General features: G+C 65.3%; 11 protein-coding genes and 1 tRNA gene. 8 read left to right on the top strand and 4 right to left on the bottom strand.

What is annotated here, in order from left to right:
- The first annotated feature begins 125 nt into the window (after positions 1 to 125).
- A complete protein-coding gene (locus tag QP996_RS05155) occupies positions 126 to 2,549 on the top strand; it encodes a penicillin-binding protein (protein WP_284871570.1) in 2,424 nt (807 codons plus the stop codon).
- Here QP996_RS05155 and QP996_RS05150 read toward each other — a convergent pair.
- Complete coding sequence (locus tag QP996_RS05150) at positions 2,546 to 2,995, bottom strand: GatB/YqeY domain-containing protein (protein ID WP_284871569.1); 450 nt, start codon at positions 2,993 to 2,995, stop codon at positions 2,546 to 2,548. The genes QP996_RS05155 and QP996_RS05150 overlap by 4 nt on opposite strands.
- Here QP996_RS05150 and QP996_RS05145 point away from each other — a divergent pair.
- The 3 genes from QP996_RS05145 to QP996_RS05135 all read left to right on the top strand — a co-directional run bounded on the left by QP996_RS05145 (position 2,975) and on the right by QP996_RS05135 (position 5,102).
- On the top strand, positions 2,975 to 3,913 hold the full coding sequence (locus tag QP996_RS05145) for a metallophosphoesterase (protein WP_502870128.1): 939 nt from the start codon (positions 2,975 to 2,977) through the stop codon (positions 3,911 to 3,913). The two genes, QP996_RS05150 and QP996_RS05145, sit on opposite strands and share 21 nt — an antisense overlap.
- Before the next feature lie 87 nt (positions 3,914 to 4,000).
- Positions 4,001 to 4,077, top strand: a tRNA-Pro gene (locus QP996_RS05140).
- 230 nt (positions 4,078 to 4,307) lie between these two features.
- Positions 4,308 to 5,102 carry a hypothetical protein gene (locus tag QP996_RS05135; RefSeq protein ID WP_284871567.1) on the top strand — a complete coding sequence of 265 codons (795 nt, stop codon included), beginning with the start codon at positions 4,308 to 4,310 and terminating at the stop codon, positions 5,100 to 5,102.
- Positions 5,103 to 5,188: 86 nt separating this feature from the next.
- On the opposite strand, the gene QP996_RS05130 is transcribed toward QP996_RS05135, so the two are convergent.
- From QP996_RS05130 to QP996_RS05120, 3 genes are all read right to left on the bottom strand, one after another.
- Positions 5,189 to 8,419: an alkaline phosphatase gene (locus tag QP996_RS05130; protein ID WP_284871566.1), complete on the bottom strand. Its 3,231-nt coding sequence runs from the start codon at positions 8,417 to 8,419 to the stop codon at positions 5,189 to 5,191.
- 275 nt (positions 8,420 to 8,694) lie between these two features.
- Positions 8,695 to 14,781 carry a G5 domain-containing protein gene (locus QP996_RS05125; protein WP_284871565.1) on the bottom strand — a complete coding sequence of 2,029 codons (6,087 nt, stop codon included), beginning with the start codon at positions 14,779 to 14,781 and terminating at the stop codon, positions 8,695 to 8,697.
- 105 nt (positions 14,782 to 14,886) lie between these two features.
- Positions 14,887 to 16,275, bottom strand: coding sequence for an ABC-2 family transporter permease (locus QP996_RS05120; RefSeq protein ID WP_284871564.1), 1,389 nt, complete (start codon positions 16,273 to 16,275; stop codon positions 14,887 to 14,889).
- A 148-nt stretch (positions 16,276 to 16,423) separates the two neighbouring features.
- Here QP996_RS05120 and QP996_RS05115 point away from each other — a divergent pair, with 148 nt between their 5' ends.
- Genes QP996_RS05115 through QP996_RS05100 form a run of 4 tightly spaced genes read left to right on the top strand, consistent with a single transcriptional unit; the run spans position 16,424 to position 21,782 of the window.
- The gene (locus tag QP996_RS05115; RefSeq protein ID WP_284871563.1) at positions 16,424 to 19,333 is read left to right on the top strand and encodes a DUF4040 family protein; all 2,910 of its coding nucleotides are present in this window, start codon (positions 16,424 to 16,426) and stop codon (positions 19,331 to 19,333) included.
- A 3-nt stretch (positions 19,334 to 19,336) separates the two neighbouring features.
- On the top strand, positions 19,337 to 19,798 hold the full coding sequence (locus tag QP996_RS05110; RefSeq protein ID WP_239217746.1) for a cation:proton antiporter subunit C: 462 nt from the start codon (positions 19,337 to 19,339) through the stop codon (positions 19,796 to 19,798).
- Complete coding sequence (locus QP996_RS05105; RefSeq protein ID WP_284871562.1) at positions 19,798 to 21,345, top strand: monovalent cation/H+ antiporter subunit D family protein; 1,548 nt, start codon at positions 19,798 to 19,800, stop codon at positions 21,343 to 21,345. Before QP996_RS05110 ends, QP996_RS05105 begins: the two co-directional genes overlap by 1 nt.
- Positions 21,345 to 21,782, top strand: a complete 438-nt coding sequence (locus QP996_RS05100) for a monovalent cation/H+ antiporter subunit E (protein WP_284871561.1) — start codon at positions 21,345 to 21,347, stop codon at positions 21,780 to 21,782. Before QP996_RS05105 ends, QP996_RS05100 begins: the two co-directional genes overlap by 1 nt.
- Positions 21,783 to 21,784: the final 2 nt, after the last annotated feature.

The raw sequence follows: 21,784 nt of genomic DNA, 5'->3' as shown, positions 1-21,784 counted from the left end.
TCCGACCGTATATCTACGATCCCATGTAAATGTAATCACATGAGAAAGTATTCTGTCGAATGGGTCACATTTTTGGGGGGTCTTTTATATTCCCGCGCGCGGGCCGAGTCATTTAAGGTAATGGCGTGTCCGCACTGAAATCCCTAGGAAGCCTGCTGGCCGCGCTCGTCGCGGCGGCGCTGGCGATTGCCCTGTGCCTCGCCCCGATCGCAGGGCTGGGCGGCGCCGCCGTCGCCCGCACCGACGAGACGATGCAGTCCAACCTCTCCGACCTCACTCACGGCGACGTCCCCGGTGTCACCACGATTAACGACGCCACCGGCACCCCCATGGCCTGGATTTTCAAGCAACGCCGCTACGAGGTGGCCAGCGACGGGATCTCCCAGCACGTCAAGGACGCTCTGGTGGCCACGGAGGACCGCCGCTTCTACCAGCACGAGGGCGTGGACATGCAGGGCTTCGCCCGCGCGATGGTGACCAACGTGCTCGCCGGCGGGGTGGAACAAGGCGCATCCACGATCAACCAGCAGTACGTGAAGAACTACCTCTGGCTCATCGACGCAGAGAACGAGGAGGAGGCAAACGCCGCCACAGAGCAGTCCATCCCCCGCAAGCTGCGCGAGATGCGCATGGCCTCCGACCTGGACAAGACGCTGGAGAAGGACGAGGTGCTGACCAGGTATCTCAACCTCGTCTCCTTTGGCAACCACGCCTTCGGCATCGAGGCGGCGGCGCTGACCTACTTCGACGTCCCCGCCCGGGAGCTCAAGCCGGAACAGGCTGCGTTGCTGGTGGGCATCCTGCAGTCCGTGGAAGCGCTCAACCCGTACACCAACCCGGAAGGCGCCACCCAGCGCCGCAACATCGTTTTGAACAACATGGCGGCCCAGGGCTACCTGGACCAGGCGGAAGCGGACCGCTTGGCCGGCGCTCCGCTGGGCATTCTCGAGCGGCCGAAGACGCTGCCCCAGGGCTGCATCACCGCCGGCGACAAGGGATTCATGTGCGACTACGCCCTGCGCTACCTGGCGGACAAGGGCCTGGACATGGAACAGATCCTCAACGGCTCGTACACCATCACCACCACCCTGGACCCGGCGGTGCAGGAAGCGGCCAACAACGCGGTCCGCAACAACGTCAGCCCCTACGCCCCAGGCGTGGCCGAGGTGATGGACGTCATCCGCCCCGGCGCGGATTCCCGCGACATTTTGGCCATGGCGTCCTCGCGTTTCTATGGCCTGGACCTGGACCAGAGCCAGACCATCCTGCCGCAGCCGACATCCCTGGTGGGCGCCGGCGCGGGTTCGGTGTTCAAGATCTTCACCGCCGCCGCGGCACTGGAGCAGGGCTACGGCCTGAACACGATGCTGGAAACACCGGTGCGCTCGGTGCTCTACGGCATGGGCGACGGCGGCGCGGCCAACTGCCCGCCGGGCGCGTACTGTGTGGAAAACGCTGGCACCTACGCGCCGCGCATGACGCTGCAGGACGCGCTGGCACAGTCGCCGAACACCACGTTCGTAGAGCTGATCCAGAAAACCGGCGTGGCACCTGTGGTGGATTTGGCGGTGCGCCTGGGCTTGCGCTCCTACGCGGACGAGAACTCGTTCGGCGACGGCCGCTCCATCGCCCAGGCGGCGAAGGAAGAGAACATGGGCGCGTTCACCTTGGGCCCGCTGGCCGTGAACGCGCTGGAGCTGTCCAACGTAGGCGCCACTTTGGCCTCGGGCGGGCGCTGGTGCGAGCCGAACCCGATCAAGGAAGTGCTGGACGAGCACGGCAAGCAGGTCTTCATCGACCGCCCCGCCTGCGAGCAGGCTGTGGATCCGGAGGTCGCCGGCGCGTTGTCGCACGGCATGGCGAAGGACATTATCGACGGCACAGCTGCTGTCTCAGCCCGCAACAACGGCTGGTCCGCCCCAGCGGCCGCGAAGACGGGCACGACGGAGTCCCACCACTCCACCGCGTTTTTGGGATTTACCCGCAGCATGTCGGCCGCGCCGTACATCTACAACGACGGCACCCAGTCCACCCCGCTGTGTACCCAGCCGGTGCGCCAGTGCCAGTACGGCACGCTGTTCGGCGGCAACGAGGCCGCGGACACCTGGTTCCAGGCGGCGGCCGGGGTGCCGGGTGCCGCTACGGGCGGTCTGCCTCCGGCGAGCCCGGTGCACGTGCGTGGCACGAAGCGCGGGGCGCTGGACGCGGTGGTCGGCCAGTACTCCTCCGCCGCGAAGTCCCAGCTTGAGGCGCAGGGCTACGTGGTCACGCTGAACACGGTCCACGGCGCCGGCGCGCCGGCAGGCACCGTGGTCTCCGCGGTCCAGGACGGACCGAACGCCACGGTGACGCTGAACGTTTCCGACGGCGCCGGTGCCGCCAGCGCCAGCCCCTCCGCGCCGCCGAGCTCGGCCGCGGCTCCTTCGTCGCCAACCGCGCCGCCGCCGCCGAGCCCCGCTCCCCCGCCGGGGATCGAAGGGCTTGAGCAATCGCTGAACGACGCCCGCGATGCCATCGCCGACGTCTTCGGCGGCGGCAACCCGAACTAGCTCAGGCGCGCCTTGACGGCCTCGGAGAGGCGCTTGCCGTCGGCGCGGCCCTCGGCCTTCGCCGTGGCGGCCTTCATGACCTGCCCCATCTGGGCCATGGACTCGGCGCCGGTTTCGGCGATAGCTTCGTCGATAAGCTTGGCAAGCTCCTCGTCATCCAGCTGCTTCGGCTGGTACGCCTCGAGGATGCCCGCCTCGGTGAGCTCGGCCTCGGCAAGGTCCTCGCGGCCGTTGGTTTTATAAATGTCCGCGGACTCGCGGCGCTTCTTGATCTCGCGGGCGATGATCTTTTGAATCTCCGCGTCGTCCACCTCGTGCTTGGAGCCCTCGGTCTCAGCGGTCTGGATCGCGGCCAGCAGCATGCGGATGGTGCCGGTGCGCTCCTTTTCCTTCGCCTTCATGGCTTCCTTGAGGTCTGCGCGGATCTGGTCTTTCAGTGCACTCATGCATGCGAGATTACAGTGGTGCGGGTGAAGAAGTTGACGCGAATCGGAGCACTTTGCCTATCGACGGGCGCCGCCGCGCTGACGTGGGGCTACACCCAACGCAACAATTTCCAGCTGCGCGAGTACACCTTGCCCCTGCTTGAGCCGGGGGTGTTGGACGGCCGTGATGCGTTCAAGGTGTTGCACATCTCCGACCTGCACATGATCCCGGGGCAGAGGCGGAAGGTGGAGTTCGTCTCCAGCCTGGACGCGCTCGAGCCGGACCTGGTGATCAACACCGGCGACAATCTATCGGATGTCGGCGGTGTGCCGTGGGTGCTCGACGCCCTGGGCCCGCTGCTGAACCGCCCGGGTGCGTTCGTGTTCGGCACCAACGACTACTGGGCGCCGCGGCCGGTCAACCCGCTGAAGTACCTGACCGGGGCGAAGCGCGAGCCGTCGTACGAGGACCTGCCCTGGGAGGGGATGCGCGCCGCGTTTGTGGAGCGCGGCTGGCAAGATGCCACCCACGCCCGCCTCGAATTCAAGGCGTCCGGGGTGCGCCTGGCGCTGGCGGGCGTGGACGACCCGCACCACGAGCTGGACCGCTACTCCGAGGTGGCAGGCGCGCCTCATGAGGACGCCGATCTGTCCATTGGCCTGCTCCACGCGCCGTACCGGAGGGTGCTGGATTCGTTTGAGGCCGACGGCTACCAGCTTGCCCTGGCCGGCCACACCCATGGCGGGCAGATCTGTCTCCCCGGTCAGCGTGCGATTGTGACCAACGCGGACATCGACCGCGAGCGCGCGTCCGGCCTGCACAAGTACGGCGAGATGTGGATGGAGGTCTCCAACGGACTGGGCCAGTCCAAGTACGCGCCGGTGCGGCTGTTCTGTCCGCCGTCCGCGAGCCTGATCCGCGTGGTGGAGCGCAGGTAGTTCAGGCGACTACCTGCCGTTTTGGCCGAATCGCCGCCCGGGGGTAATGTGTTGCCAGTACCGCGGGCGCAAGCCCAAAGATACAACCGGGATATGGCGCAGCTTGGTAGCGCGCTTCGTTCGGGACGAAGAGGTCGCAGGTTCAAATCCTGTTATCCCGACCAGTACAAACCCGCCTTTCAAGGCGGGTTTTCGCATTTGTCGCGCCCGCGACTCGGGATCTCTGACAGATTACGCCAGCCATCTGCGCCGACCTGGGGATATGCGGACTGCCTGACAGATTCAGCCGCGAAGTGTCAGGGTCTCCTCCGCGTTAACGCTCTCGCAACAAAGCCTCCATCACACTGGTGCGTGTACCGCTTCGAGTACACATCTACGCCTCAAGGAGGCCCACATGAAACGCATCATCACCAGCGCTGCCGCGTGCGCGATCGCGCTCGGCGTCGTCGCCGCCCCGGCACACGCCGCCACCGTCGGAGAGAAGGACGCGGGCGGCAACTGCGCCGTCACCCTCGCGGACATGGAGAAGGAGTTCATCATGGACACCTTCGACCAAGCCAAGCAGATCGGCGAGCACGAGCGCGCCCGCGACTTCATCGCCGCTGTGGAAACGGTCTACCCGGGTGTCATGGCCGCCAACGAGTCCGACCTCAAGGGCGAGGCGCCGGACCACTCCAAGATCCTGCCGGCAGAGCTGGTCAAGCCGTACACCGATGCACTGCGGATCCTCGACGAGACCGAGCCGACCACTGCCACCACCCTCGAGGACGTCGACTTGGACGCGTGGATGGTCGGCCCCTCCACCATGCCGATGGCTGAAGCCCCGTTCACCGAGGGCTCCGAGCTCTACGAGGCATGGTCCGCAACCCCCAGCGGCATGCTCTTTATGAACCAGCAGCTTATCGACGTAGCTCACGCCGCAGCCGCCGCCTCCTGCGCCAGCGGCGACGCGAAGGAGCTGGACTTCCCCACCGCCCCCATCGCGCTGGATAAGACCAAGCCGGGTGACAAAGACGGCATGAAGCCGGGCGACAAGGGCTCGTCCGATAGGGGCGATATGAAGGACACCCCGAATGTCGCCGCCATCGTCGGCGGCGTGATCGCTGCTCTGCTGGCGCTGGCTGGCATCGTTGCGGCGTTGCCGATGCTGGGCATCAACGTGCCCGGTATGAACATGCCGCGCATGTAGTCGCTACAGCCGCGTCAACGACACGTCCCGCCCACCCCTGAGCATTGCGGGGTGGGCGGGACGTGGCGTCGATAGGCGGGAGGCGTCTAGCGCTTCGCGATCGGGCCGAGCACCTCATCGACCGGGAACGGGAAGAGCAGCGCGATGAGCGATAGCAGGCCGATGATGCCCGAGATGGACAGCACCGCGATCAGCAACGGGCTGGTGATCGAGGAACCCTGCGCAGAGCTCTCGGAGTCGCCCTCCGGCTGGGCCTCAACCGGCGTCATCGTGGTGTCGAAGGTGAGACCGTGGTTGATGCTCTCGATGCCGAGGGCATTGTTGACCAGGAAGAACAGGTCAGTCTGGTCGATCTGGCCGGTCACGTTCGCCGCACCCGGGCCGGATGCCGCGACGCGCAGCTGCGCGCCGGTGTGCTGCTGGCCGCCAAGGGCGTCCTCGTCCTCGTTTGTCTTGGAGGTGGCGAAGTTGACCGCCATGGTGGAGCCATCCACCGTGGTCAGCTGGGTCACGCGGCCGGCGGTGTTGGCGTTGTCGTAGGTGATCTGCGCGGTGTGGGCGTGGTCGGCGGTGGCGACGATGAGGGTCTCCTCGCCGGTCTCCTCGACCCACTTCTGCACGGCCTGGACGGCCTCGTCCAGCTGGCCGACCTCACCGATCAGGCCGCAGGCGTCCGCCTGGTGGTCGGCCTTGTCCGGGGACGCGGACTCGACCTGGAGCAGGAAGCCATTGTCGTTGCGCAGCAGCTCGAGCGCCTTGGAGGTCATCGCGCCCAGGCGCGGGGTCTCCTCGGTGAACTCCGGGTTGGCCACACAGGTCGCCGGCTGCAGGTCGCCGCCGTCAGTCGTCGGGATGGACTGGTTGAGCACGCGCGGCATGTTGCCCTCGGAGAACAGGCCCAGCACCGGCTTGTCAGAGTTCGCCTCGGCGATGGCCTCGAGCTCGGACGCGTTGGTCACCACCTGGTAGCCGTTGTCCTTCGCGTTGTCCAACACCGACTTGCCGGCGGTCCAGGTGTTGCCGCTGGCGTTCCACTTGCCGCCCTGCACGACCTCGGTGTCGAAGTACTTGCGGCCGCCGCCGAGGGTGACGTCCGCGCGCAGGTCCACGATCTGCTCCGAGATGGAGCCCAAGCCGCCGTTTTCACGCAGCTGCTCGCCCTTGGCCACCTTCTTGTCGCCGGACGGTGCGTAGTAGGAGCGGTCGAGCGCGTGCGCGGCGAAGGCAGCCGGGGTCGCGTCCTGGATCTCGGCGGTGGAGACGTTGCCGATCTTCATCCCGCGAGCCTTGGCCAGCTCACCCATGGTGGCGACCGGCTTACCGGCGTTGTCCACACCGATGGCGCCGTTGTACGTCTTCACGCCGGAGTTCCACGCGGTGCCGGTGGCGGCGGAGTCTGCCACGTAGTTGGGCAGACCGGACTCCTTATCCAGGGAGAAAGTGGTCAGGTACCCGGTGTAGTCCAGGTTGTCCAGGCCCTCGAAGCGGCCGGCGGAACCCTTCAGGTAGTTGCGGGCTGCGGTGATCTCGGAGTCGCCGGTGCCGTCGCCGATCAGGACCACGACGTTCTTCGCCTTGGCGTTGTCGATGCCCTGGCCCTCGGTGCCAAACTGGGCGCAGTCGCCCACCTTCGGAGCCTCGCCGGCGGCGACGAGGTAGCACAGCTGGTCGCCCGGCTTGGCCTTCGAACGGTTGGCCAGGGAAACGACCTTGTTGTCCTTATTGATCTTCCACGGCTTCTGGCCGCCGTCGGTGCCGCCGTTGAGGCCGAGCGCGTTGGCCATGACGTAGAACGCGTCGGTCTGGTCGATCTGGCCGTTGACGTTCTCGGAGCCCGGGCCGTAGCCTGCGATGCGTACCTGGGAGCCGGTGTGCATCATGGAGAAGTTCGGGGTGTCGAACGGCTCGCCGTTGGCCTTCTTGTCAAAGACCGGGTTGCCTTCTTCATCCAGCCACGGGATGGTGCCGAAGCCGACGGACATGACCGCGCCGCCGTCCTTCGGGGACTGCAGGCGGGTCACAGCGGAGACGGACGGGCGGCCGTCCGGAATGATCTCGGCGGTGTGTGCGTGGTCGGAGGTGACCACGATCAGGGTGTCCTTGTCCTTCTTGGCAAAGTCCAGGGCCTCCTTGATCACTTCGTCGATCTGGTCGGTCTCGCCGATCATTCCGCAGGCGTCGGCCGCGTGGTCCGCCTTGTCGATGGACGCGGATTCCACCTGCAGGAAGAAGCCCTTGTCCGCCGACGGGTCGTCGAGAAGCTCGATGGCTTTCTTGGTCATTTCAGCTGCGGACGGCTCGTTGCCGCGATCAGCTTCCTTGCAGACCTCGGGCTCGGTGGTGCCATCGGACTTCACCGGCACGGTCTGCTCGAACTTGCGGGTCATGTTTTTGTCGTGGAACAGGCCGAGCACCGGCTGGTCCTGGTTCGCGACGGTGATGCCCTCGAGGCCCTGCTTGTCGTCGACAATCTGGTAGCCCTTGGCAATCGCGTTCTCGCGGACGGACTTGCCGGCCTCCCAGTCGGCGCCGCCATCGTTCTTGTCGGTCAGGAACGGGTTGCGGTTCTCGCCACCCTGCTGAACCTCCGCGTCGAAGTACTTGCGGCCGCCGCCCAGGGTGACGTCGGCGCGGGTATCGATGATCTGTTCGGAGATGGAGCCAAGACCGCCGTTTTCACGAGCTTCAGCTCCCTTGACCGGCTTCGCGTCGCCGGACGGTGCGTAGTAGCCGCGCTTGGAAATGTGCGAGTGCATCGCGCCCGGGGTCGCATCCTGGATCTCCGCGGTGGAGACGTTACCGGTGCGCATACCGGCGTTCTTCGCCATCTCCAGCAGGTTCTCGTGCGGCTTGCCGGTGATGTCCACGGACAGCGCGCCGTTGTAGGTCTTTCCGCCCGTGGACCAGCCGGTCGCGGACGCGGCGGAGTCGGTCACGTACTGGCGTTTGCCGTCCTTGCCCACGGCGAAGGTGGTGTACGCGCCGGACGCGGTGAGCTCGTCGAGGCCCTCGAAGCGGCCGTTCGCGCCCTTGAGGTAGTTGCGCGCCGCGGTGATCTCCTGGTGGCCCATGCCGTCGCCCAGGATGAAAATGACGTTGCGGGCCTGGGCGTCGGAATTGCCCTGGCCGCCCTTGCCAAACTGGGTGCAGTCGCCCGGCTGAGGCGCGACGGCGTTGCCTTCGGAATCAATGGTGATGCAGGTGTCCTTGCCGTTGAACGCCTGCTCCGCGGACTGAGCGAGGGAAACCGGCAGGTTCGCCATCGCCAGCGCGGAGACGCTGACGACAGCTGCCACTGCCTTGGAGGAGAAACGCATAAGACTTCCTTGAGGTAAGAGGGACGGTTTTGTAACCACGGCGCAAGCTACTCCCAGGTTGCGTACAGGAGGCTACATTCAGGTGAATTTCAGGTTACGCCCGCATCGGCGCAGCTCTCGGGCCCTATATGTGTTGCAGGTAAGTGAAATCGGTGTTCAATTAGCCGTGTTTTATGCGCGTCTCAAGGTCTGGCTACTCCCCCGCGATGAGACTTCAAACGCGAAAAACGGCCCCCGGATCGCTCCGGGGGCCGCCTTAGAAGTGGCGCGGGTTGCTACTTCGCAGAGGAACCGTCCTTACGGGAAGAACCGGTCTCCGAGGATGAACCAGCCTGCGCGCCGTCCGCCTTCTCTGACGACGCACCGAAGTCCAGCTTGCGCTCGGTGGAGCCGAGCACGGTCATGCCGTTGTCGAAGCCCTCCTCGCTACAAGCCTGGGCGATCAGCGTGCCCGTCAGTGCGACGGCAGCAAGGGCGCCGAGGGCGATGCCCACCGGGCGCAGCTGCTCGCCGTAGCCGGCGAAGCGCTGGTTGAACTGCTGGTTCAGCGCGTTTGCCTGAGCCTCCGCCTGGCGGACCCACTCCGGCTTCTCAGTGCCGCGGCGGCCGCGGCCGAAGTCCGGGGTGTTCTCGCGGACGAATGCCTCCCAGCGGGCGTTCAGCGCGCCGGATGCCTGGTTGATCTGCGGGCCGTACATCTCGTTGACGCCGTAGCCGATTGCGCCGAGCAGGCCGATCGGCAGCAGCCACAGCAGCGGGCTGTTCGCGGCGAACGCGTTGGCGACGCAGCGCTCCGCGGAGGAGCCCTGCTGGTCCTCCGGTGGGGTCTCCGGCTTCGGCTGCTCCGGCTTCGGATCCTCCGGTTTTTCCTCGGCCGGCTTGCCAGTGCCCACTCGGATGATCAGGTTCTGCGGCTCGCGCAGCGTCTCGTCGGTCACCGTCGGGTCGCCGAGTTCCTGGCCGTCCTTCATCTCCCAGACCTTGGTGGTGCGCTTCGCACCATTCTCGCCGTGGGTGTCCACCTTGACCACGCCAGCGGCCAGGGTGTCATCCTCGACGAAGATGGTCTCGAACGGGATCGGCTCGGTGATGACCTCGCGCTTTTCCTGGAGATCCTTCGCGGTGCCAATCTCCAGGATGTAGTCCTGCGGCTCGGTGACAGTGGTGGCGGTGTCGCCCACGTGCTGCACCAGACCCGGCTTACCTTCCTGGATCACCTTGTGCTCGCCAGCTGGCAGGTCCGGGTTCTCCGTCGCAATCACCTTGAATGGCAGCGGCTCGAGCCAGTTCAGCTGGTCCGGCTGCTTCGCGCCGACGCGGACGAGGCGCGGGATGGCGTCCAGGGTGTTTTCCACGGTGGTCTCACCATCGACGGTGGTCACGCGGACGGTGCCCGGCGTGCCCTCGCGGACAACAACCTGCTCGCCCGGCTCGAGCGACGGGTCGAAGATCAGCTGCGTTGTCGGCGGGACCTCCAGCTCGGTCACGGAGGCGTTCTCCGGCGTCTTCTTGGTGCCGATGCGGATCACGGCGTTCTTCGGCTCACGGGTCCGCTCGGTGTTCTTGGCCGGATCGCCGAACGGCTTGCCGTCCTTGATCTGCTGGGTCGTAGTCTCGACCTCTTCGCCGAACTCGCCCTGCTCGATCCGCTGCGCGCCCTCCGGCAAGTTCGGGTCGTAGACCACCTCGGTCTCGAACGGAACCGGGCGGGTCAGTCGGGTCACCAGCGCATCGTCGTTGACATCCGGGCGGTACTCAACGATGCGCTCGACCGGCTTCTTGTCCTCGAGCTTGGTCACCTCGCCAGTTTCCGGGTTGGCGGAGTACTTCGTGGAGCCGTTCTCGCCAAGCTGGATGACCTTCGTCTCACCAGGTGCGAGATTGGGGTCGTTGCTGGGGCGAACGATGGTGTTGAACGGAACCTCGGAAGTCCAGGTGAACGGGTTGGTTTCCGCCTGCTTGGTGCCTACGCGAACAACGCGCTGGACCGGCTTTTGGGTTTCAACCTCTTCGATCGTCCACACCGGCTTGCCGTCCACCATTTCCAGCTTCGGGCGAAGCGTCTTAGCGCCCGGAGTGCCCTCCTGGTCAACGACCTCTTCGCCTGCGGGCAGGTTCGGGTCGAAGGTGTACTCCACCGGGTACGGCAGCTCGACGGTCAGGGGCTCAACGCTTGGCGACGGCGCCGGGGCTGGCTCTTCCGGCTCCACCTGCTTCGTGCCAACGCGGATGATGGCCTTCTTCGGAGCCTTGGTCTCCTCGGTGGAGATGGTCGGCTCGCCGGAAGGCTTGCCGTCCTTAATCTCCTGCGTCGAGGTGATCAGCTCTTCGCCCTTTTCGCCCTGCTGGTCGACAACCTGCTCGCCTGCCGGCAGCGTGTCGTCGAAGACGATCTCGGTCTCGAAGGCGAGCTCGCGGGTCTTGGTGGAGGTCAGCGTCTGGTCGGCGATGATCGGGCCGTATTCGATGATCTCCTTGACTGGGTCCTTGGTCTGCTTCTCTTCGGGGGTCACCGAAGAGTCGTCGCCCTTGGAGGCGAAGTTGGCCGTGTAGGTCTTCTCACCCGGTTCGCCCTTCTGGACAACCTTCACCTCGCCCGGCTTCAACTCAGGGTTCGGACGGGTCTCAACCTCAAACGGAACCGGCGCCTTCCACTCGACCTTCTCGGAGGTCTCGGACGGTTTGGTGCCGACCTTGATCACCTGATCCACCGGATCTTCGGTGATTTTCTCTTCAACGGTGGCCTCGCCATCCGGTTGGGAGTTGGTCACCTTCTGGGTCACCGTGGTGGTCTTCTTACCCGGCTTGCCCGGCGTCGTCACCTTGGACTCGCCAGCAGGCAGGTTCGGGTCAAACTCGACCTTCACACCGAACGGAACCTCAGACTCGACGGTCTTTGTGGTCTCACCGGTGGTCTTGGTACCGATGCGGATCTTGGCCTTCTTCGGGGCCCTCGTCTGCTCGATGTTGATTGCCGGCTCACCGTCCGGCTTGCCGTCCTTGATCTTCTGGCTCGAGGTAATCGTCTGCTCACCCGGGACGCCCTCTTCGTCGACAACTTGCTTGCCGGACTCGAGGGTGTTGTCGTAAACGTACTCGATCTCGAACGGGACCTCTTGAGTCTTCTTGCTGGTCAGTTCCTGATCCGGGATGCCCGGGCCAACCTCGATGATGCGCGGCTTGGCGTCCTTGGTGGTCTCTTCCTCAGCAACCTGTGCCTCAGCGCCCTTGGAGGTGAACTTAGCGGTGTAGGTCTTCTCGCCGTTTTCACCTTCCTGGACGGTCTTCATCTCGCCAGGCTTGAGCTCCGGGTTCTCGCGAACCTCAGTCGGGTACGGAATCGGGAACTTCCAGGTGACGTCCTTGGCACTCTCGGCAGGCTTGGTGCCGATGCCAACGACCTCGTTCTTCGGCGCCTCGGTCTGTTCCCAAGTACCGTCCTTCTTCATCTGCTCTTTGCCTGGCACACCCTTGGTTTTAACCTCGTAGGTGCCGGCAGGGATGGTGTCATCGTACTTATACTCGACCTTGAACGGAATCTCGCGCTCCGGAACGTCGATGACGTTCACGGTTGCGGTGGTGTTGTCCTTCGAGCCGTCCTCGTAGGTCACGATGACCGGAACGTCGATCTTGTCGCCCGGCTTGGCGGTCTCCGGTGCGGTGGAGATGACGTTGCCCTTGTCATCCAGTCCAACGATCCAGTCGCCATTCGCCGTGCTCACCTTGTAAGTCGGGTTGCCGAACTCGTTGTTCTCGCCGGTGGCCTCGAGCCCCTCCGGGTCGATAGCGAACGGCTTGTCGGCAGCAAGGTTGATACCCTCCGGCTTCTCGACGCCAATCGGCGACGTCGCCGTACCACCCGGGTACACCGTCTGCGACGGGATCACCGGCTCAGACTCCCAGCTGTTGGTCAGCTTGACCACGGTGGTGACGGGGACCTCTGGGCGGGAGCCGTCCGGGGTCTGGACCGTCACGGTGATGGTCTTCTTGTCACCCGGCTTAGCAGTTTTCGGCGGGGTTGCCGAGACAACACCGGTGTCCGGATCGATGGTGTACTCCCAACCATCCTCGGTAATAAACTTGCCCTCTTCGTTGGGTTCCAAGTTGAGGGAGTAAGTCGATCCTTCCGGCGCGCCCGTCACCGGGTGGTTCACAGCCTTGTTCGGGCCGGTGACCTGCACGTCGTACACCGGAGCGACGTCGCCCTTCAGCACGACGACGGTGCCCTTTACTTCCTGCGGCTCGTCAGCATTCTCGTAGTAGGCGAGCACTGGCACATCCAAGACGTAGCCCTCAGGTGCGGTCTTCGGGATGGTCGTGGTGATCGCACCCGTGTTCTCGTCGATCTTGACCGTCCACGTACCGCTGTCGTCAGTGTGGGTGTACTCCGTCTTGCCGTCCGCGAAGGTGTAGCGCTTCGGCGCTTCGTCGGTCGTGTTGCCGCTCAGGCCGCGCTCCGGAACCTCGGGCTTGAGAGTGACCTTCGCGTTCGGCTTATTGGTCACCGTGTCGTAGTCGGGGATCTTGATGTCGACGATCGCCTGGAACTGGGTCTCGATCTCATCGGTGGTGTCATCCGGGTAGGTCGCCTTCACCGTCGGGGTGATGATGGTGCCCGGCGCCACGGTGTCGTCCGCCTTCGCGGTGACCTTGCCGGTCTCATCGACCGTCACGGTCCAACCTTCAGGCACGGTGGACTCATCGATCTCGAACTTAGCCGGGTGGACCGGCTTGTGGCCCTTCATGATGGACTTGGTGCCCACCTGGGCAGTGAGATCGTCACCGATGGTGCCCTTCGTCAGGCCCGGACGCACCAGGTCGGTGACCTGAGTGTTGTTCGGATCGACAACCACGAGGAGTTCCAGCTTGTCCGTGGAACCGTTGGAGTACTCCACTGTTACGACAGGGCGCGCGAAGGTGCCCGGGCGTGGCTCCTCCGGAGCTGTGACGGTGACGTTGTAGTCCTCGTCCATCTCCACGGTCCAGCCCTCGTAGACGTACTTCTCATCCAGGGCGACCTTGGCTTCGAACCCCTGCTGATCCTTCTTCTTCGCCAAGTCCTTGATCAGGTCAGGGATTTGGGTGAAGGTGACCGTCTGCTGCGGAGGATTCTCACCTTCTATCTTGGGGAAAGCCTTCCCAGTCTCGCTATCCACGCCGGAGATGATCGAAGCGTCCGTCTTGTCGTACTTCGGGTCGTGGTACTCGGTGTCATCCAGCGAGAACGCCTTGGAGTCGATGACGTTCGCCTTGCTGTAGCGATCCAGCGAGTTGGAGCTGTCGAAGGCCTTGCCTTCGCCGCCGTTGTTGTGCTCAACAGCAGCCTGGAGCTGGTTAACGGTACGCGGCTTCGCCAGAACGGAGAAGTTCACGTTCTTGTCGGTCGCCAGGTCAGTACCGCGGTACTCCGGCCAGGTGAAGAAGATATTGCCATCTTCGTCGATACGCAGGTTCTGCGTACCACCGGAGGCTTCCGGGTCGGTGGTGCCGATGAACTTGCCGTTGCCGTCGTAGGCCTCTACGACCATGCGGGCCATGGAATCGTCCTTGCCGCCACCGTCGCCCTCCACGGGAGGAACGTTGATCGTGCCGACCTTGGTCTCGTCATCGGGGACGATGACGTGCTTCTCGAAAGACTCCCACGACACCGTGATCGGGTTACATTCAATGTTCTCGCTCGGCCACGGGTTTACAACAGCGCGGAATGTCGAGCTGGGACCTTGCGTGGCTCTCAAGCCCGAAGTGTGATCCTTCGTGTAATTGCCCTGCCAGGCGTAGCGCACGGGATTCTCGGCAGTGGCCGAAGCGAACTGCTTGACCTCCTCAGCAGTGAGATCTGCGTAGAGATTTAGGTTTCGTTGGTCGCGAGAACCAGTAATTTCGATGCTTTCGTCAGCCTTGTGCGTGACGCTCTCGTCAAGGAAGGTCTGGCCGGCCTCCATGGAAGGCACATTGTCGGTACCTAAGACCTTGCCAAGGTTCCCCCCATTGGTGAAGGACCAATCGGCAAATGTGCGGTCCTTCGAGTTATCAAAAGAGACGCTTAAGCCCCACAGGGTCTTGTCGGTGCTGTCTGTACCCGGCTCCCGGGTGTTCCAGCTGAAACCAGCCTGGCTGTGATCAGCGGTGTTGGCCTCTGAAACAACACACGACCCCGCCGGCAGGTCGGAGGCCTTCTGGGCGTCCTGCTCTACCGCGCCGGACTTGTCGCGGACTCCGCCGGACAATGTGGCGGCCGCGGCGTACGGTGCCAGCGGGCCCGGGGCGATGACGCTCACGCCACCGAGCGCGAGCGCAATCGCAGATGTTGCCGCGATGCTGCGCGAGGTTGAATTACGGAAACGGCGGGTTGATTCAGCCATTTATGCTCCTCTTTGAAGTGAAGGGTCACCACGTCCCAACGGAGAGGTGACAGATAACATCACATTTTAGGGATCATAGAAACGGCTGTCTACCTAAGCTTTTGCTTAACGACGACCCCGTGCCCCAACCAGGCCCGCCACCGCAAGCAGGGCGGACAGCAGCACCGCCGAGACGATACCGCGGTAGTCGCCGCTGTTACCCGCAGCGGACACCGCTGTCGACGCCCAGTGCATCGGCGCTGCTTGCGACAACGCAACCCACACCGAGTCGACTTGCGCGGTGGTCGCGGTGCGCCACACCCAGCCGACAAGTCCGGTTTGTACCAAGGCGAGCACGCCTGACACGCCAAGACCAGCCCCAGCGCCGAACGCTCGACTTAACACGGAAGCCAGGCCCGCGCTGGCGAGTGTGCCCAGCAGCAGACCCGCAAACGCAATCCCGTATTCCTGCGCGCCAAACCCGGATCCGATCACCCCGGCCAAGATGGTGCCCGCGGCGGCCAAAACCACGGAACCGGCGCCCAGGATCCACCAGCGCCCGCGGGATGCGAACCACGCCGCCGCCGCGAGCGCGGTGCCGCCCAGCACGGCCATCGCGGCGAGCAGCATCGCTGCCACCGGGGCGAGCGTGGAGCCGGCCGGCTCAGCCTCGGCAGCACCCGGCGTGGCCGCCGGCACCGGCAGGGCTGCGCGCACCGCGCCTACCTTGTCGGCGTTCATGCCCGCCATCTGGTTGATCTTTTCCACACCGGCGACTAACTCGTCGATGCCGCCGGTGGCCTGCCCGGTCTGCGCCTGCAGCTCACGCAAGCCCGCGGCCAGCTCGGCGGATCCGTTGGTGGCTGTATATATACCGTCGTGGTAGCCGTAGCCCGGCACGGCGAGTTGATTGGCAAGGTCGCGGGAGCCGTCGCGAAGCTGGTTCATCTTCGCCACCACGTCCGGCGGCAGCTGGGCGGTCTCCGCCTGGGCCCGCAGGTCCTTCAGCGACTCGCGGGCCTTGACCGCCTCCGGGTCTTTCGCGTCCTTAAGTTCCTCCAGGGAACGGTCGATCGCGCTGACCACCTGGCCGCGCACCGCCTCAAACCCGGACACCTGGCCGACCACCTCGCCGATGGAATCCGCCAGCTGCGTCGCGCCCGCACCCAACTGGCCGGTGCCGGCCTGGAGCTCGACCATGCCGTCGGCGAGTTGCTGGGAGCCGGACTGGGCGGCGGCGAGGGCGTCGATAAGCTGCTGAGTTTGCCCCTGCGCCTCCCCGATGCCCGCAGCAAGCTGGCCGGCGCCCTCCTTGAGCACCTTCGCCTGCTGCCCGGCCTCACCGGCCGCGCGGCGCGCATCCCCCAAGTTGTCGGGGCCGACCTGCGGGGCGCCCGAAACCTCAGCATCGCGCCCCGCGTTCGCCCATGTGTCGGCCGGATTCATGGGCAAAAACACCCCGACAACCAGCGCCAGAAGCGCACACACCAACCGCCACGCGTTGCCCGATTTCATGGCATTGTTCTTAGCACTCGCGCCCAACTTGCTGCGGGAGGCGCACCGCCAGCCCATCGCCCGAACTGCGCACCGTTAGAACCGTGTCGGCAGCCTTGATACTGTCGTAAGGGTTCTTGCCAAAACCATGGAATGAAATGGGTTCACCATGACACTTCCCCTTGTCATCGGGCTCGTCGCAGCGACGGTGGTGCTCTCACCGATCCTCGTGCGAGTCATGGACAAGAAGGCCGGGTACCCGCTCGCGGCGATACTCTTCGCCGCCGCGGCCGTGCTCGGCTCCAAGTTCACAGAAGTCTCCCGCGGAACGGACCTCGAATGGTCCAAGGAGTGGGCGCACGACGTGATGGGCACGGGCACCTCCGTGGACTTCGCGCTGCGCGCAGACGGGCTGGGCATCTTCTTCGCGCTGCTGGCGCTGGTCATCGGCGGCGTGGTCTTTTTGTACTCCGCCGCGTACCTGCCCGAGCGCGACGGCAACACCAGCTTCTACACCATCATGACGGCGTTTACCCTGTCGGTGCTGCTGCTTGTGCTTGCGGACGATGCCGTGCTGCTGTTCATCGCCTGGGAGCTCGTCTCCATCGCGTCGTTCCTGCTCATCGCACGCTCCGGCTCCTCCGGTGAGGCCGGGTCCTACCGCACCCTGATCCTCACCTTCTTCGGCGGCCTGACGCTGCTGGCTGGCCTGGCCGTGGCCTCCGCGCAGACCGGCACGACGCGCCTGCAGGACATCCTCGCTGCCGACATCTGGGGCGACAACCGCGTCACCGTCGTAGTCGCGCTGCTCATCGCGTTTTCCGCGTTCACCAAGGCCGCGCAGTTCCCCTTCCACTTCTGGCTGCCCGAGGCCATGGCCGCCGCCACCCCGGTGTCCGCGTTCCTGCACGCCGCGGCCGTGGTCAAGGCCGGCATCTACGTGCTGCTGCGCTTTTCCACCATCTTCTCGGACGTCGCCGCGTGGAACTACCTGCTGGTCACCGCAGGCCTGTTCACCGCGCTGATGTCCGCGCTGTTCGCCATTACCAAGACGGACCTGAAGCACCTCACTGCGTACTCCACCGTGTCCCACCTGGGTTGGATCGTCGCCGCGATCGGCATCGGCACCCCGATCGCCCTGGCCGCGGCGCTGACGCACACGCTGGCGCACGCGCTGTTTAAGTCCTCGCTGTTCATGCTCATCGGCGTGGTGGACCACGAAGCCGGCTCGCGCGACATGCGCCGTTTGGGCCCGCTCTACAACAAGATGCCGTTCACATTCGCCTCCACCGTCGTCGCCGCCGCATCCATGGCCGCGATCCCGCCGCTGTTCGGCTTCGTGTCCAAGGAATCCATCCTGGATGCCTTCCACGAATCCTCCTACGGGGCGCTTTTGCTCACGGTGGCCGGCATCGCCGCGTTCCTCACCTTCGTGTACTCGGCGAAGATCGTCTTCGGCGCATTTATCGACGGACCAAAGGACCTCCCCGACGTCCACGAAGCCCCCGCCGCCCTCTGGCTGCCCGCCGCGCTGCCGGGTCTGACCTCCGCGGTGCTGCCCTTCCTGCTGTTCTGGGTGGACAACCCCGTCTCCGCAGGCGTGCGCGCCGTGACGGGCGACGACAGCTTCGCCACCCACCTCGCACTCTGGCACGGCGTGACCCCGCCATTCCTGGTGTCTATGGCAGTGCTGGTCGCCGGCGTGGTGTTCGTGGTGTTCTTCCGCAAGCCCGTCTTCGCCGCACTGGAGAACAAGGACCTTCTGCCCGCGGACGGCACCGAGGTGCTGGCCTGGCTCACCCGCAGCCTGTCCAACCTGGGCAAGCAGCTCGGCTCGCTGGCCGACGGCTTCAACCCGTCGCGCCACCTCTTCCCGCTGCTGGCGTCCGTCACCGCGATGGGCCTGTGCGTGATCGGCCTGACCGACGGCATCGACGGCGTCACCCCGGCCCCGCGCGCTGAGGGCCTGGACGTGTGGTGGGACCTCATCCCATTCGCCATCATCGCGATGTCCGTCCTGGGCATGGTGTTCACCCGCTCCCGTCTCGCCTCCGCCGTGCTGCTGGGCACCGTCGGCGTGGGCATGACCCTGCAGATGTTCCTGCTGGGCGCCCCGGACGTGGCCATGACGCAGTTCCTGGTCGAGTCGCTGACCGTGGTGGTCATCCTGGTGGTGCTTCGCTACCAGCCGCGCATGTTCCCGGAGACGAAGGCTCGTCGCAAGGCACTCGCTTCCATCTTCGCCCTGATCGCGGGCGTGGTCACCTTCTTCGGCGTCTACGGCCTGACCGGCCGCCGCGGCCGTTCCGAGCTCGCCGAGTGGTACCTCACCGAAGGCGGCGACGTCACCGGCGCCGACAACATCGTCGCCGTGATCATCGTCGAGTTCCGTGGCTTCGATACGTTGGGCGAGCTGTCCGTCCTGGGCATGGCCGCCGTGGTCATCGCCGCGGTGGTCAGCTCCATGCCGCGCCACCTGTTCGAGGCCGGCACCCGCCCGCGCCCGTTCGGCCAGTCCCAGCTCAACTCCATCCCGCTGCGCAAAGCCGCAGCCCTGGTGGCGCCGGTGCTGGTGGTGCTGTCCGTGCTGATCTTCTTCCGCGGCCACACCGCCCCCGGCGGCGGCTTCGTCGCAGCGCTTGTGATGGCCACGGCGTTCGCCATCAACTACCTTTCGCGCGGCGCGGACGCGGACGTGGTGCAAAACTTCACCCCGATCCGCCTGACCGGCTGGGGCATCATCATCGCCATCGGCTCAGGCTTCCTCGGCTTCATCGAGGGCGGGTTCATGTACGCCATCCACGGCGAGATCGCCGGCGAACACATGACCACCTCGCTGATCTTCGACTTCGGCATCTACCTCGCCGTGCTGGGCATGGTCACCGCCGCGATCAACGCGCTCGGCGGCTACCTGCGCCCCGGCATGGACCTGTCGGACCTGGACTACTCGCGCGACGAGGAGGACAACCCGCTGCCGAGCATCCCGGCCCCGCTGGAGCCCGAAAACCCCGTGGACGCGCACCCGGAGCCGATCAACCCGGCGCACGACCCGCGACCGGTTACCACGAAGGAGCACTAACCCATGGTCATGGCACTTACCATCGCAGTCCTGGTCGCGGGATCCGTGTACCTGGTTCTCCAGCGCGGCCTCGTGCGGGTGATCTTCGGCATGTCCCTGTTCGGCCACGCCACCAACCTCACCCTGCTCGCAGCAGGCGTCGGCGCGTGGCGCGGGGAAGCCTTCCCTTCGCGTGTGGCATTCGAGGACATGGGCGACCCCCTGCCCCAGGCGTTCGTGCTCACCGCCATCGTGATCGCCATGGCCACCACCACGATCCTGCTCATGCTCTCCGCACTGGGGCGTAACGACGACACCGCGGAGCAGCCCACCGGCACCGACGCCGGCTACTCCAAGATGCGGCTGAGCCCGTCGGCCCTGTCCACCGCCGGCCGCAACGCCCGGCTGAACCAGAAGAAGCTGGAGGAGATCCGCGCACGCGAGATCAGCCACGTTGACAACGAAAGCCTGAGGGTGACCGACTAATGGCCGTAGACGCAATCCTGCCCGTATTTGTCGCGCTGCCGCTGATCGTCTCCGCGGTCACGGCGCTCAGCCCCTGGAAGTGGCTCAACGACGCGCTGGCGATCCTCATCCCCGCCATCAACTTAGGCCTCGGCGTGTGGCTCTACGGCTACACCCGCGACCACGGCACGATCAGCCACGTCATCGGCCTGTACCAGGGCGGCGTGGGCATCTCCTTCGCCGCCGACACATTCTCTGCCGTGATGATCGTGACCACCATGATCGTGGCGCTGATGTCCAACTGGTTCGCCATCGTCGTCGGCGAAACCCAGTCCCGGTTCTACGTGCCGCTCTCGCTCGTGCTGGTCACCGGCGTCTCCGGCGCGCTACTCACAGCCGACCTGTTCAACTTCTTCGTCATGATCGAGGTGTGCCTGCTGCCGTCCTACGGCCTGATCGCCATGACGGGCACCCGCCACCGCCTGTTGTCTGCGCGCATGTTCGTGCTGGTGAACCTGGCGGCGTCGACAATGCTGGTGCTCGGCGTGGGCTACCTCTACGCCGTCACCGGCGCCGTGAACCTGGCGTCGCTGCAGGGCGTGGCCGCGGGCGGCGGCCCGGCGACGGTGGCCACCGGCATCGTCGTCATCGCCATCGCCGCGAAGGCCGGCGTGTTCCCCGTCTACACCTGGCTGCCGCGCACCTACCCGTCCACCTCCGCGGCCGTGATGGGCCTGTTCTCCGGCCTGCACACCAAGGTGGCCGTGTACATGCTCTTCCGCATCTGGGTGGTCATGTTCGACATGGACCCGCGTTGGAACACGCTGCTCATCGTGGTCATGGTCATTTCCATGATCATCGGCGGCTTCGCCGGCCTGGCCGAGGCCACCATGCGCCGCGTGCTGGCCTACCAAATGGTCAACGGCATGCCGTTCATCCTGATCATGCTGGCCTTTACTAACGACGACGCACGCTACGCCCTCGCCGCCGGCCTGCTCTACACCCTGCACCACATGATCACCATCGCGGCACTTGTGCTGAACTCCGGCGCGATCGAGGAGACCTACGGCACCGGCACCATGGCGAAACTCTCCGGCATCGCCCGGCGCGACCCGTGGACGTCCGCCGTGTTCGTCGCCGGCGCGTTTTCCATCGTGGGCTTCCCGCCGTTTTCCGGCATCTTCGGCAAGGTCACCGTCGTGCTTGCGGCAGCCTCCGCCGGGGACTGGCGCTCCTGGGTGGCCATCACCGCCATCATCGTCGCCTCCTTCGGCGCGCTTTTGTCCATGATGCGCATGTGGCAGCGCGTGTTCTGGGGCCGGCCGATGCAGAACTACCCCGAGGCGCTCAACGTCCGCGCCAGCTTCATGCTGCCGTCCGCAGTGCTGATGGTCATATCGCTGTGCATGTTCATCTTCGCCGGCCACATGTGGGACATCACCACCAACGCCGTCGACGACCTGCTCGACGTTGACGCCTACACCACCGCCGTGCTCGGCGAGGACCCCATCGGCGTCCCCGCACCCGGCGACACCTTCGGCGCCGAAACCAATGGAGGCGAGAACTAATGCGAGGCTTCTTCCACGGCGTGGGATACGCCATCTGGATTGCTAAAGAGATCTTCGTGGCCGGCTTCGACGCCGTCGCCAAGGCGTTCAACCCGGCGACGACGTTCGACCCCATCGTCATCTACTACCCGCTGCGCCTGAACACGGACTGGGACGTGTTCTGGTTCTCCACCTCCATCACCGCAACGCCAGGCACGCTGTCCATGGGGCTGCGCCACCCCGTTACCCCCGACGGGCCGATCACCCTGCTGGTGCAGGCAGCGTTCGGCTCGGACCCGGAAGAGGTCATCGCTGGCTTGGTGGATATGGAGGAGCACCTTCGGCCGTCGCTAAGCAAGAGCCCCATCGACCCGAAAACCGTGGCCTGGGAACCCTACGTCGACCACGGCCCAGACCACCACGGCGACCACGTGCCGCCGGCCGAAAGGATGGATTAAGC

Origin of the sequence: Corynebacterium sp. MSK008, assembly GCF_030232585.1 — a bacterium.
Taxonomy (GTDB): domain Bacteria; phylum Actinomycetota; class Actinomycetes; order Mycobacteriales; family Mycobacteriaceae; genus Corynebacterium.
This window is presented reverse-complemented; position numbering and strand designations above follow the sequence as displayed.

Bases quoted from the DNA above. Each gene is read 5' to 3' on its own strand.
- QP996_RS05115 (WP_284871563.1), top strand. From the start codon at position 16,424: ATGACACTTCCCCTTGTCATCGGGCTCGTCGCAGCGACGGTGGTGCTC.
- QP996_RS05125 (WP_284871565.1), bottom strand. From the start codon at position 14,781: ATGGCTGAATCAACCCGCCGTTTCCGTAATTCAACCTCGCGCAGCATC.
- QP996_RS05110 (WP_239217746.1), top strand. From the start codon at position 19,337: ATGGTCATGGCACTTACCATCGCAGTCCTGGTCGCGGGATCCGTGTAC.
- QP996_RS05120 (WP_284871564.1), bottom strand. From the start codon at position 16,275: ATGAAATCGGGCAACGCGTGGCGGTTGGTGTGTGCGCTTCTGGCGCTG.
- QP996_RS05130 (WP_284871566.1), bottom strand. From the start codon at position 8,419: ATGCGTTTCTCCTCCAAGGCAGTGGCAGCTGTCGTCAGCGTCTCCGCG.
- QP996_RS05100 (WP_284871561.1), top strand. From the start codon at position 21,345: ATGCGAGGCTTCTTCCACGGCGTGGGATACGCCATCTGGATTGCTAAA.
- QP996_RS05135 (WP_284871567.1), top strand. From the start codon at position 4,308: ATGAAACGCATCATCACCAGCGCTGCCGCGTGCGCGATCGCGCTCGGC.
- QP996_RS05105 (WP_284871562.1), top strand. From the start codon at position 19,798: ATGGCCGTAGACGCAATCCTGCCCGTATTTGTCGCGCTGCCGCTGATC.
- QP996_RS05150 (WP_284871569.1), bottom strand. From the start codon at position 2,995: ATGAGTGCACTGAAAGACCAGATCCGCGCAGACCTCAAGGAAGCCATG.